This is a genomic window from Vibrio sp. T3Y01 (assembly GCF_013114525.1).
Classification (GTDB): Bacteria; Pseudomonadota; Gammaproteobacteria; order Enterobacterales; family Vibrionaceae; genus Vibrio; species Vibrio chagasii_B.
Window position 1 is genome coordinate 143,174 of record NZ_VTXJ01000004.1, and the last position, 12,021, is coordinate 155,194.

Annotated in this window: 13 protein-coding genes; 11 read left to right on the forward strand and 2 right to left on the reverse strand. The window is 44.1% G+C overall.

Going from position 1 to position 12,021, the window contains the following annotated elements; translation table 11 throughout:
- Positions 1-15 precede the first annotated feature (15 nt).
- The 9 genes from lpxK to pyrF all read left to right on the forward strand — a co-directional run bounded on the left by lpxK (position 16) and on the right by pyrF (position 7,460).
- A complete protein-coding gene (gene lpxK, locus F0232_RS06180) occupies positions 16-1,023 on the forward strand; it encodes a tetraacyldisaccharide 4'-kinase (RefSeq protein ID WP_105059259.1) in 1,008 nt (335 codons plus the stop codon).
- Entirely contained in the window at positions 1,004-1,183 is a 180-nt protein-coding gene (locus F0232_RS06185) for a Trm112 family protein (protein WP_004741973.1), read from the forward strand. Before lpxK ends, F0232_RS06185 begins: the two co-directional genes overlap by 20 nt.
- Positions 1,183-1,929 carry a 3-deoxy-manno-octulosonate cytidylyltransferase gene (gene kdsB / locus F0232_RS06190; RefSeq protein WP_105059260.1) on the forward strand — a complete coding sequence of 249 codons (747 nt, stop codon included), beginning with the start codon at positions 1,183-1,185 and terminating at the stop codon, positions 1,927-1,929. Before F0232_RS06185 ends, kdsB begins: the two co-directional genes overlap by 1 nt.
- Before the next feature lie 255 nt (positions 1,930-2,184).
- A complete protein-coding gene (cmk, locus tag F0232_RS06195; protein ID WP_004741977.1) occupies positions 2,185-2,865 on the forward strand; it encodes a (d)CMP kinase in 681 nt (226 codons plus the stop codon).
- A gap of 106 nt (positions 2,866-2,971) precedes the next feature.
- A complete protein-coding gene (gene rpsA / locus F0232_RS06200) occupies positions 2,972-4,642 on the forward strand; it encodes a 30S ribosomal protein S1 (protein ID WP_061031784.1) in 1,671 nt (556 codons plus the stop codon).
- 121 nt (positions 4,643-4,763) lie between these two features.
- On the forward strand, positions 4,764-5,048 hold the full coding sequence (ihfB, locus tag F0232_RS06205) for an integration host factor subunit beta (protein ID WP_004741980.1): 285 nt from the start codon (positions 4,764-4,766) through the stop codon (positions 5,046-5,048).
- A 129-nt stretch (positions 5,049-5,177) separates the two neighbouring features.
- Positions 5,178-5,450 (forward strand): LapA family protein, encoded by a 273-nt coding sequence (locus F0232_RS06210; RefSeq protein ID WP_004741981.1) that lies wholly within the window; start codon positions 5,178-5,180, stop codon positions 5,448-5,450.
- A gap of 12 nt (positions 5,451-5,462) precedes the next feature.
- Positions 5,463-6,638, forward strand: coding sequence for a lipopolysaccharide assembly protein LapB (lapB, locus tag F0232_RS06215; RefSeq protein ID WP_102425557.1), 1,176 nt, complete (start codon positions 5,463-5,465; stop codon positions 6,636-6,638).
- 126 nt (positions 6,639-6,764) lie between these two features.
- Positions 6,765-7,460, forward strand: a complete 696-nt coding sequence (pyrF, locus tag F0232_RS06220; protein ID WP_105059261.1) for an orotidine-5'-phosphate decarboxylase — start codon at positions 6,765-6,767, stop codon at positions 7,458-7,460.
- Positions 7,461-7,550: 90 nt separating this feature from the next.
- Here the strand turns inward: pyrF and F0232_RS06225 are convergent, their stop codons facing one another.
- Both F0232_RS06225 and F0232_RS06230 read right to left on the reverse strand, forming a co-directional pair.
- Positions 7,551-8,345, reverse strand: coding sequence for a tRNA-(ms[2]io[6]A)-hydroxylase (locus tag F0232_RS06225; RefSeq protein ID WP_275245645.1), 795 nt, complete (start codon positions 8,343-8,345; stop codon positions 7,551-7,553).
- A gap of 101 nt (positions 8,346-8,446) precedes the next feature.
- A complete protein-coding gene (locus tag F0232_RS06230) occupies positions 8,447-9,214 on the reverse strand; it encodes a hypothetical protein (RefSeq protein WP_008224295.1) in 768 nt (255 codons plus the stop codon).
- Between the two features lie 320 nt (positions 9,215-9,534).
- Between F0232_RS06230 and cysB the strand changes: the two genes are divergently transcribed.
- Positions 9,535-10,509, forward strand: a complete 975-nt coding sequence (cysB, locus tag F0232_RS06235; protein WP_004741986.1) for an HTH-type transcriptional regulator CysB — start codon at positions 9,535-9,537, stop codon at positions 10,507-10,509.
- A 150-nt stretch (positions 10,510-10,659) separates the two neighbouring features.
- The gene (locus tag F0232_RS06240) at positions 10,660-11,862 is read left to right on the forward strand and encodes a methyltransferase (RefSeq protein WP_105059262.1); all 1,203 of its coding nucleotides are present in this window, start codon (positions 10,660-10,662) and stop codon (positions 11,860-11,862) included.
- Positions 11,863-12,021: the final 159 nt, after the last annotated feature.

Sequence of the window (12,021 nt, forward strand, 5' to 3'; positions counted from 1 at the left end):
GATTAGGTCTTTGTTGTGATCGAAAAGATTTGGTTTAACAATCACCCGTTAAAATATCTTCTTTGGCCACTATTGTGGCCATTGAGCCTGCTGTTCAAAGTGATCAGTGGGCAACGTCGTAATGCTTATCTCTCTGGAAAGAAAGAAACCTATCGACCACCTCTGCCTGTAATCGTTGTTGGTAACATTACCGCTGGTGGCAATGGTAAAACCCCTGTTGTGATTTGGTTGGTTGAAATGCTTCAAGCCAACGGCTTTAAACCAGGTGTGGTTTCTCGTGGTTATGGTGCGAAAGCGCCGAGTTATCCACTGGTTTTAGAAGAGAGCACGCCCGCTGAACACTCGGGTGATGAACCCCGCTTGATTCGAAAGCGAACGGGCGCGCCGGTAGCGGTTGACCCAGTAAGAGCGAATGCGGTAAAGGCTTTATTGAATCAAGGCGTGGATGTCATTATCACTGATGACGGCCTGCAGCATTATGCACTTGAACGCGACATTGAGTTTTCAGTTATCGACGGTGTAAGGCGTTTTGGTAACGAGAGTCTGATTCCACTAGGCCCATTGAGAGAGCCTGTATCGCGTTTAGTTGACGTAGATTTCTTGATTAACAATGGTGGAGAGGCACAAGGGCGAGAGTTCTCAATGTCTTTGGCACCAAGTGAAGCGGTTAACCTAAAGACAGGTCAAAAAAAGCCAGTTGCAGAATTACCAAAGCTGGTGGCTTTTGCTGGAATAGGGCACCCGCCACGCTTTTTTAAAACATTAGACGATCTTGATGGTGATGTGGTTTACACACAAGGCTTCGCCGATCATCAGGATTTTGATAAAGATGAACTTCATGCCTTAGCAAAGAAAGGTATGAATATGATTATGACAGAAAAAGACGCTGTAAAATGCGAAGAATATGCTCAAGACAACTGGTGGTATCTTCCAGTTTCTGCGCAGTTCGAAGAAGAAGCGCAACAGCAAATTTTAAAAAGAATAAAAGAGGTTATGGAATACTATGGATCACCGTCTGCTTGAGATCGTTGCTTGCCCTGTATGTAAAGGTAAACTAACTTTTGACAAGGATAAGCAAGAGCTTGTTTGTAAAATCGATCGCCTAGCTTACCCAATTAAAGAGGGTATTCCTGTTCTTCTTGAACCTGAAGCTCGTACTCTTTCAATGGACGAGGGCAAGTAATGTCTTACACGGTAGTTATACCAGCAAGATACCAATCGAGCCGTTTGCCAGGTAAGCCTCTGGCTGACATTGGCGGCAAGCCGATGATTCAATGGGTATACGAACAGTCAATGAAAGCAGGGGCTGATAACGTAATCATTGCTACCGATGATGCTCGCGTTGAGAAGGCTGCGAAAGCATTTGGTGCGACTGTGTGTATGACGTCACCGAATCACGAGTCAGGTACTGAACGCCTAGCAGAAGTGATTGAAGTGATGAACATCCCTGACGACCACATTATTGTGAACGTACAAGGGGATGAGCCACTTATTCCACCGGCGATTATTAATCAGGTGGCGAACAACTTAGCAAACAGCACTGCGCCAATGGCAACACTTGGTGTTGAAATCTCTCATGTTGATGAAGTTTTTAACCCTAATGCTGTAAAAGTAGTGACGGATAAAGACGGCTATGCGCTGTATTTTAGCCGTGCGACGATTCCTTGGGATCGTGATGCTTATGCTAATAACGGTACTGCTGCTGAATCTCCACTACTTCGTCATATTGGTATTTACGCTTACCGAGCGGGTTTCATCAATACCTACATCAACTGGGAACCAAGTACCCTAGAGCGCATCGAGTGCTTAGAGCAACTTCGCGTACTTTGGTATGGTGAAAAGATTCATGTAGATGTTGCTGTTGAAGCGCCGGCTGCGGGTGTTGATACTCCAGAAGACTTGGAAGCGGTACGCGCCATCATCGGTTAGACTTGCTTGAAGCAACAAATATACTTAGCCTCGCTCATGCGAGGCTTTTTTATGCCGATTTACTGCCAATAGAAAGCCTTATTAGCATCAGGTGATTGATATTAGGCCTGTTGCATTATCGTGTGCATCATCAAGATTGAATTATCTGAGATTTACCTCGCTCGACTTCCAATTTTTCTCTATAATATGCCGCCTATAAAGTAGTGGCGACTCGCTAGTACAGAATAAAACTTACGACTAAACGTGGAGTAAAAGATGCCTTCTCAAAGCCCAGTGATTACGGTTGATGGACCAAGTGGTGCAGGTAAAGGTACCCTGTGTATGTTACTAGCAGATAAGCTAGGCTTTCATCTTCTAGACTCAGGTGCGATCTATCGCGTACTGGCTTTAGCAGCAATTCATCACGGTGTAGATACTGAATCGGAAGACGCTTTAGTTCCTCTTGCAACTCACTTAGACGTTCAGTTTATTGCTGAGGGCGACCTAGTTAAGGTTATCCTAGAAGGTGAAGATGTGTCGGGTGAGCTTCGTAAAGAAGAGACCGGCATGGCGGCTTCAAAAGTTGCTGCATTACCTCGCGTACGTGAAGCATTACTTCGTCGTCAGCGCGCATTCAGCGCAGCGCCAGGTTTGGTGGCTGATGGCCGCGATATGGGAACCGTTGTCTTCCCTGAAGCAGAAGCAAAAATATTTTTAGATGCAAGTGCAGAAGAGCGTGCGACTCGCCGCCTTAAACAGTTGCAACAGAAGGGGTTAGATGTTAAATTTGACGACCTTTTGAGCGAGATCCAAGAGCGAGACGACCGAGATCGTAATCGCCCAGTGGCGCCACTTCGCCCTGCAGAGGATGCTCTAGTGCTTGATTCCACCTCAATGAATATTGAGCAGGTAGTAGAAAAAGCACTACACTATATTGAATCGAAACTAGCTGGGTAATTCTGCCCGGCTGGCAAGAACGTTGGTCGCAAGGATGATGACCGGCGAATTTATCAACCCCATGCGGTAGGATACCCATGGACGTTTAATTATTGAAGATTAAATAATGACTGAATCTTTTGCTCAACTCTTTGAAGAGTTTCTAAACGAAACAGAATTCCAACAAGGCAGCATCGTTAAAGGTACTGTAGTAGCTATCGAGAACGGTTTCGTTCTTGTTGACGCTGGTCTTAAGTCTGAATCTGCTATCCCTGCTGAACAGTTCAAGAACGCTGCTGGCGAACTTGAAGTTGAAGTTGGCGCTGAAGTAGACGTAGCTCTAGACGCTGTTGAAGATGGTTTCGGTGAGACTCAACTTTCTCGTGAGAAAGCTAAGCGTCACGAAGCTTGGATCGTTCTTGAGAAAGCTTGCGAAGAAGCTGAAACTGTTGTTGGTATCATCAACGGTAAAGTTAAAGGCGGTTTCACTGTTGAACTAAACGGTATCCGTGCTTTCCTTCCAGGTTCTCTAGTAGACGTACGTCCTATCCGTGACACTGCTCACCTAGAAAACAAAGAGCTAGAGTTCAAAGTAATCAAGCTAGACCAGAAGCGTAACAACGTTGTTGTTTCTCGTCGTGCTGTTATCGAATCTGAAAACAGTGTTGAGCGTGACGAACTTCTTGAAACTCTACAAGAAGGTACTGAAGTTAAAGGTATCGTTAAGAACCTTACTGACTACGGTGCATTCGTTGACCTTGGCGGTGTTGACGGTCTTCTACATATCACAGATATGGCTTGGAAGCGCGTTAAGCACCCATCAGAGATCGTTAACGTTGGTGACGAAATCCTAGTTAAAGTTCTTAAGTTCGACCGTGAGCGCACTCGTGTTTCACTAGGTCTTAAGCAACTAGGCGAAGATCCATGGGTAGCAATCGCTAAGCGTTACCCAGAAGGTCACAAGCTTTCTGGTCGTGTTACTAACCTAACTGACTACGGCTGCTTCGTTGAAATCGAAGAAGGCGTTGAAGGTCTAGTACACGTTTCTGAAATGGATTGGACTAACAAGAACATCCACCCTTCTAAAGTTGTTAATGTTGGCGACGAAGTTGAGGTTATGGTTCTTGATATCGACGAAGAACGTCGTCGTATCTCTCTAGGTCTGAAACAGTGTAAAGCTAACCCATGGCAGTCATTTGCAGAAATGCAAGCTAAGGGCGACAAAGTTACTGGTAAGATCAAGTCTATCACTGACTTTGGTATCTTCATCGGTCTAGAAGGCGGTATCGACGGTCTAGTACACCTATCTGACATTTCTTGGAATGTTGCTGGCGAAGACGCTGTACGTGAGTACAAGAAAGGCGACGAAATCTCAGCAGTTGTTCTAGCAGTAGATGCAGAGCGTGAGCGTATTTCTCTTGGCGTTAAGCAAATGGAAAACGACCCGTTCAACGCATACGTTGCTGACAACAAGAAAGGTGTTCTTGTAAACGGTACTGTTACTGCAGTTGACGCGAAAGGCGCTACTATCGAGCTAATCGAAGGCGTTGAAGGTTACATCCGCGCTTCTGAAGTATCTCGCGATCGTATCGAAGATGCATCTCTAATCCTAAGCGTTGGTGACAGCGTTGAAGCTAAGTTCACAGGTGTAGACCGTAAGAACCGCGTAATCAACCTATCTATCAAAGCTAAAGATGAAGCTGATGAGCAAGAAGCAATGGCTTCACTGAACAAGTCTGAAGAAGGCGCGTTCGGTAACGCAATGGCAGACGCATTCAAAGCTGCTAAAGGCGAATAATAGCTTCTCATTAAGAGAAATATAGCTATATAGCCAAGAAAGGAGCCGTAAGGCTCCTTTTTTTTTGCTTATTTTTCCGATAGGTCTATAATTTCTAAAAAGAAAACCAACGAGGGTAACTATGACTAAGTCTGAATTGATTGAAAGACTGTGCGCTGAGCAAACGCATCTTTCTGCAAAAGAAATTGAAGACGCTGTAAAAGACATTTTAGAGCATATGGCTTCAACACTAGAAAGTGGTGATCGAATCGAAATTCGCGGTTTTGGCAGCTTTTCTCTGCATTATCGTGAGCCTCGTGTTGGACGTAACCCAAAGACTGGTGACAAGGTAGAGTTAGAAGGTAAATACGTTCCTCACTTCAAACCAGGTAAAGAGCTACGTGAACGAGTAAATACAGGAATGTAGTCTACTTATCGGAATTATGAAAAGCGGCATACTATAATGTATGCCGCTTTTTTATGACCATAATATGGTGGTCTGATTAGTAATTTTCCTGCATAATCGTACAGCTAACCAACCAATGAGTGATGAACTATGAAAATTATAAAAATAGTCGCCGTTATCGCACTTTTCCTAATTGCACTGGCTTTAGGCTCTCAAAACCAAACTATCGTGAATTTTAATTACCTGCTAGCACAAGGTGATTTCCACCTTTCAAGCCTATTAGGTATTGTCTTCATTTCAGGCTTTGCTCTTGCTTGGTTAGTCTTTGGTAACATGCATATGCGATCTCAGCTGAAAATTCATCGCTTGAAGAAGCAACTCAATAAGCAATCAAAGCAGGTAGCTGCTGATACTAAAGCTTAAAGGCTATATTTGATGTTAGAGTTACTGTTCTTACTTTTGCCTATTGCAGCCGCTTATGGTTGGTATATGGGTAATCGTAATGCTCAGCAAGAAAAACAAAAGCAATCACACCAGATCTCCCGTCAATACGTGACGGGTTTGAACCTATTACTGTCAGACCAATCTGACAAAGCGGTTGATCACTTCATTGAGCTGCTTCAAGTAGACAATGAAACCATCGATACTCACTTGGCCTTGGGTAACCTATTCCGCTCAAGAGGCGAAGTCGACCGCGCTATTCGTATTCACCAAAATCTTATCTCCCGTTCTGGGCTGACTCTCGATCAGAAAAACCTCGCACTGCAACAACTAGCGAAAGACTATATGGTCTCTGGCTTTCTTGATCGCGCTGAAAAAATCTTTGAACAGCTGGTTGATGAACCTGACCACAAAGAGGGTGCTCTGCAGCAGTTAGTTGCAATTTATCAGCAGACTCGAGAATGGAACAAGGCGATTCATTACGGCAATATTCTAGTAAAGCTTGGCAAGAAGAAGATGAAGATGCGTGCTACGGTCGCGCATTTTTGGTGTGAGCTCGCTATGCAAGAACAAGCTGATGGTAATCGTTCAAAAGCATTAGCGCATTTTAAGAAAGCGTTATCTGAAGACCCTAAATGTGTGCGTGCCAGTATCGCTTTGGGTAAATTCCACTTAGCGAACGAAGATTACCAGAAGACGATCGACTGCCTTGAGGGTGTTCTTGAGCAAGATATCGATTTTATCAGTGAAGTGTTACCAACTCTTGCTGAGTGTTATCACAAGCTCGGGCACGAAGCACAGTTGGTTGAGTTCCTTAAAGCATGTATCCAGAAGAAGGCTGGTGTGTCTGCAGAATTGATGCTGGCTCAGCTGGTTGCTCACCATGAAGATGTTGGCTCTGCGCAAGAGCTCCTGACCAAGCAACTTGTTAAAAACCCAACCATGAAAGGTTTTTATCGACTGATCGATTATCACCTAGCAGAAGCTGAAGAAGGCCGAGCAAAAGAAAGCTTAACCACGCTTCAATCTATGGTTGGTGAACAGCTTAAGGTTAAGCCTCATTACCGTTGCCGTCAGTGTGGATTCTCAACACATTCAATGTATTGGCACTGCCCTTCATGTAAGGGGTGGGGAACGATCAAGCCTATTCGTGGGTTGGATGGTGAATAGATTTGTGGTCATTACAAGACCAAATTATTAATTGCAGCTTTCGGGCTGCATTTTTATGACTGTTATATATCGCCTGCAAGGGTAGATAGATATTTTTTAAGAAAGTTAACTGCGTTAGGAGATGAAATGAACGACCAAAAAATCATTGTAGCTTTGGATTATGACAACCAAGCGGATGCGTTAGCCTTTGTTGACCGTATTGACCCAGCATCTTGCCGCCTTAAGGTGGGTAAAGAGATGTTCACCCTATTTGGTCCTGAGTTTGTTCGTGAATTACACAAGCGTGGTTTTTCAGTATTCTTGGACCTTAAGTTCCACGATATCCCGAACACATGTTCAAAAGCCGTTCGTGCAGCCGCTGAACTAGGCGTATGGATGGTAAACGTACACGCAAGTGGCGGTGAGCGCATGATGACGGCTTCTCGCGAAATATTGGAGCCTTATGGTAAAGATCGTCCATTGCTGATTGGCGTAACAGTACTGACGAGCATGGAGCAATCGGATCTAGCGGGTATCGGGTTGGATCTAGAACCACAGCAACAAGTGATGCGTTTAGCTTCTCTTACAAAAAACTCTGGTCTTGATGGTGTGGTGTGTTCAGCGCAAGAAGCTTCTTTATTGAAAGGTGCGCTTGGCCAAGAGTTCAAACTGGTGACTCCGGGTATTCGTCCTGTAGGTGCCGATGTTGGTGACCAAAAGCGTATCATGACGCCTTCTAAAGCGATTGAATCTGGTTCTGACTACTTGGTTATTGGTCGTCCAATTACTCAGGCTGTAGACCCTGAAGCTGTGCTTGCTGAAATCAACGGCACACTAGCTTAACTTTCTCTTATAGCTAGCGTGAAACAAATAAGAAGGCCAGCAGTTAGCTGGCCTTCTTTGTTTGGATTGGAGCGTGCTTTCTTAGCGGGATTATACTGGTGCGCCACTATGGAATTTAAAGTCGCTGTCGTCTGAGGTGATCAGATCTGCTTCTACTTGAGCGAAGTGGGCGATACGTTCCGAGATATCTTTACCTGCGATTTGCTCTGCTAATTCGAGGTAATCTTGGTAGTGACGAGCTTCTGAACGAAGTAGGGATACGTAAAACTTCTCCATGTCTTCTTCTAAGAAAGGGGCCAGTTTCGCAAAACGTTCACAAGAGCGTGCTTCAATAAAGGCGCCGATGATCAGTTTGTCGACCAGAGCATCAGGCTCGTATGTCTTTACTTGTTTGATCAATCCTTTCGCGTAACGACCGGCTTCGATCGGTTGGTAAGTCACGCCTTTCTTCTCCATTAATTCCATTACTTGATAGAAGTGGTGGAGTTCCTCTTTAATCAACAGCACCATCTTATCGATAAGGTCAGCGCCGTAATTACAGCCTTCTTTTGCTGTGATCTGTTTTGAAACGTTGCTCTTGCCACGAAGTGACTCTAAATCACCAATGCGACGGTAAGCAAATTGCTCGTATGGCAAGATCCATTCGTTTAATTGCTTGGCACTTTCTTTATCTACCGCGTATTTACGGATAAGGAATAAAGCACTTTGAGCAGCCTTGAGTTCACACAACATGTGGTCGCGCAAAATGATGTGGAGGTTTTCTGGCTTTTTGGCTTCATCGATCCATGAATCTGGCGTTTCAGCTTTAAGAAAAGAGTGGATTGGAGCGAGTAATTCTTGATACATGGTCGGAGCAGGTTTGTTGATAATGCGGGATTTTATCACAGCTAATGAGATCTCCCTATACGGAGGAAGGAAATTCATTAGTGACAAAAAAGGCCACTTTAGCGAACTGAGGTGGCCTTCTCGATGACTTGATTAAGTGGTTACCACTTCTTTTTCTGACCGAATAGGGCATCCATATCGTCATCGCGTTCTTTAGATTCCATTTGCTGTAAATCTTGCGCGTTTTTGTCTTGGCGTTTTTGGTCAAGCTCGTTCAGCATCTGTTGAAGCTTTTCTTTTGCTCTCATTGAGTATGCGTCATTCTTGGTTGCCAGTGCATCAATACCTTTACGAAGCAATTGAATAGCGGTACCTGGTTGGCCGCGTGAAATTGAATCGTTAGCACGTTTAATCACGTTCTCAATGTTGATTCGAATCTGAATAGTCTCTAAACGTGCGTTTTCTACCACATAAGCTTGGGTTTCAAAACGGCCTTTATTGTGTTCGTTACGTACCGTATCGCGTAGGCGCTTAACCAGTTTGAGCATCATGATTGCTTGTTTATCGCTGCTTGGAACTCTAAAGGCCGTGCTTTCGCCACCTTGGTAGTTCTCTTTAAGCTGCGTGATTTGCTGTTTTACGCTTTCAATGCGCTGGGCAAGTTGCTTATTTTTGGGGTCGAGCTGATACATGTTTTCTAATGCATCAAGAATTCGATTATTTAAGCATACAAGAAGATCTTGGCTAAACGGCATGTGGTGCGCGTTGCCAATAAGCTCTTCGGTTCCATCAATAATGGTCAAATAACGAGAAGCTTCCTGTTTCTTCGCTGTTTCTACCTTAACTTTGTACTGAAGCATGATGTTGTAACCTAATACCAACACCAAAAGAATCGCAACTAAGGCAATAATTAAACCAGGGTTATTCATATATTTATGTCTGCTTATGTTTTCTTGAGCTAACTAGAGAGGATACACGATTCCATTGTGTATCGGCACTCGTAAAATGCAATTTCTGATTATCTCTTGTTGAGCGTAATCAGCAATCAAAACTATCAACTAATTTATGGGAATGAGGGCTAGCTTGCAAAGCCATCGTGGCATTTTTATTTGTTCATCGAGAAAAACTCAATTTTTCTGTCTTTTTAGCGCTTGAAGCGTTATAACTAATAATTATATTACACGAGACTAGAATGCTCTCTTTGCAAATAAGTTAGCACAGAAATGAGTAAAGGATTACGAGGTTAGATATGAAGTTACAGCAACTGAAGTACATTGTTGAGGTTGTAAACCATAACCTAAATGTTTCTGCAACAGCAGAGAGTTTATACACATCTCAGCCAGGCATCAGTAAACAGGTTAGACTGCTTGAAGATGAATTGGGTATTCAGATCTTTGAGCGAAGCGGCAAGCATTTGACTCAAGTTACTCAAGCTGGTGAAGACATTATTCGTATCTCTCAAGAGATCCTTGCTCGTGTTGAAAGCATTAAAGCGGTCGCTGGCGAACATACTCACCCTGAGATGGGTACATTGAATATTTCAACGACTCACACGCAAGCTCGTTACGCATTGCCAGATGTCATCAAAGGCTTTACCGCGCGTTACCCTAAAGTGTCGCTTCACATGCACCAAGGTACACCGAGCCAAATGTCTGAGGCAGTAGCTAAGGGCACAGCAAACTTCGCGATTGCGACAGAAGCACTTCACCTTTACCAAGATGCGATAATGCTGCCTTGTTACCACTGGAACCGTTCTATCGTGGTAACAAAAGATCACCCGCTGGCTCAAAAGCAAAATATCACCATCGAAGATCTGGCTGCTTATTCTCTGGTGACTTACGTCTTTGGCTTTACTGGTCGATCTGAGCTGGATACGGCCTTCAATAAAGTAGGTCTAACACCACGTGTTGTGTTTACTGCTACGGATGCCGATGTAATCAAAACTTACGTTCGTATGGGCATCGGTGTTGGTGTGATTGCGAGTATGGCGATTGACCATGAACAAGATACCGACTTGGTTGCTATTGATGCGAGCCATCTATTTGGTGCGAGCACAACCAGCATTGGCTTTAGAAAAGGTACGTTCCTGCGTTCTTACATGTTTGATTTCATGGAACGTTTTGCACCTCACTTAACTCGCCCAGTGGTAGAGCAGGCTATCTCTTTGAAATCGAATGAAGAGATTGAAGAGATGTTTAAAGATATCGAACTGCCTGTTCGTTAATCACAACATACAAAGCTAGATTGTTACTTCGGCCTGTGTCTACAGGCCGTTTTCCTTTTTGGCGTTTGGCGTTCACCTTTCGTTCCCTTTACCTCGAACCTTTTCATTTAAGCCGGTTACCCCTACAATCCACGCACCATAGGGGGAAGCATGCATTCACGATTTAAAACACTCGACTCATTTTTGCTTGAGCACCAAGTTTATTGGCGCTCTGAGCCTTTTCACCTATGCCAAACACAACAGCAGCCATGGCAAGAAGTTAACTCGCCACTCGTTGACTGGTTAAATAGCTTAACGATTGAAAATATTCAGACGCTGAAAGAACTGCCTGATCTGCTGCTTACTGAACTCAGCTATTTTATGCCTCAGCTTGCGGACGCTCACCAAAGCACTCAATTTACGAATACAAATCTCAAAGGCTTGCAGCTTCCTAGAGGAACTGAAGACGGTATTCCAGGAAGAAAGTTGCAGCAAATCGTATCTATGGGGGAGGCCGCGCTTGAACATCACCACGGTGAAGAGTGGTTGGAGTGGTGTTCTGGTAAAGGGTTCTTAGGGCGAATTTTGTCTCAGCAATCTAACCAAAAGGTGACCAGTTTCGAATGGCAGCAATCACTGTGTGAAAACGGCCAAAAAATAGCGGATGCACAACGTCTAGAAATGACCTTTGTGCAAGGTGACGCTTTTTCTGAGAGTGCTGACAAGGTGTTTAATGCCAATCAACATGCGGTAGCACTGCATGCTTGTGGCGATCTACATGTTGAGTTAGTTAAAAAGTCCGTATCGCATGGGCTTCCTGCGGTGACTATATCCCCTTGTTGTTACCACCTTATTCGAGACGACAACTACCAGACAATGTCATCAGTGGCAAAAGCCTCAGCGTTAACATTGAGCAAGAGTGATTTGCGAATCCCACTTCAAGAAACCGTTACTGGTGGTGAAAGAGTAAGGCGACACCGTCAATTGGAGATGAGCTATCGCCTAGGCTTCAGCCGGTTACTTAAGACTGAAATGGGGATTGATGAATACATCCCAGTACCGAGCATCAAAAAGTCAGAATTATCTGAAGGGTTTGAATCGTTTTGTCAGTGGGCTTCTGAAGTGAAAGAGATAACACTTGGTTCGGATATCGATTTTGAATCCTATTTTGCTCAAGGTGAGAAACTTTTCTGGGAAATGGAGAAGCTGAGTTTGGTTCAACAAGTTTTCAGACGACCATTGGAGATATGGCTAGCTTTAGATAAAGCGATTTACCTACAAGAGCAAGGCTATGAGGCGAGCATCGAAGAGTTTTGTGGACGTAGTATCACACCCAGAAACCTGTTGATTCATGGTGTTAAGAACGACCGATAGACGATGCGTCTAGTAGAAAGCATGTTCCTCACCGCTTTCGAACGTTAGTGTTACAGAGACAAAAAAGCCAGTTCGACATAATCGGACTGGCTTTTTTCATGCGTATGATTCAACTGAGCGCCTCAACGAGAAAATTTGACGCTCAGTGACTCATTACAT

Excerpts from the sequence above, each read along its gene's own strand:
- F0232_RS06185 (WP_004741973.1), top strand. The coding sequence starts at position 1,004 with ATGGATCACCGTCTGCTTGAGATCGTTGCTTGCCCTGTATGTAAAGGT.
- kdsB (WP_105059260.1), top strand. The coding sequence starts at position 1,183 with ATGTCTTACACGGTAGTTATACCAGCAAGATACCAATCGAGCCGTTTG.
- cmk (WP_004741977.1), top strand. The coding sequence starts at position 2,185 with ATGCCTTCTCAAAGCCCAGTGATTACGGTTGATGGACCAAGTGGTGCA.
- rpsA (WP_061031784.1), top strand. The coding sequence starts at position 2,972 with ATGACTGAATCTTTTGCTCAACTCTTTGAAGAGTTTCTAAACGAAACA.
- ihfB (WP_004741980.1), top strand. The coding sequence starts at position 4,764 with ATGACTAAGTCTGAATTGATTGAAAGACTGTGCGCTGAGCAAACGCAT.
- F0232_RS06210 (WP_004741981.1), top strand. The coding sequence starts at position 5,178 with ATGAAAATTATAAAAATAGTCGCCGTTATCGCACTTTTCCTAATTGCA.
- lapB (WP_102425557.1), top strand. The coding sequence starts at position 5,463 with ATGTTAGAGTTACTGTTCTTACTTTTGCCTATTGCAGCCGCTTATGGT.
- pyrF (WP_105059261.1), top strand. The coding sequence starts at position 6,765 with ATGAACGACCAAAAAATCATTGTAGCTTTGGATTATGACAACCAAGCG.
- F0232_RS06230 (WP_008224295.1), bottom strand. The coding sequence starts at position 9,214 with ATGAATAACCCTGGTTTAATTATTGCCTTAGTTGCGATTCTTTTGGTG.
- cysB (WP_004741986.1), top strand. The coding sequence starts at position 9,535 with ATGAAGTTACAGCAACTGAAGTACATTGTTGAGGTTGTAAACCATAAC.
- F0232_RS06240 (WP_105059262.1), top strand. The coding sequence starts at position 10,660 with ATGCATTCACGATTTAAAACACTCGACTCATTTTTGCTTGAGCACCAA.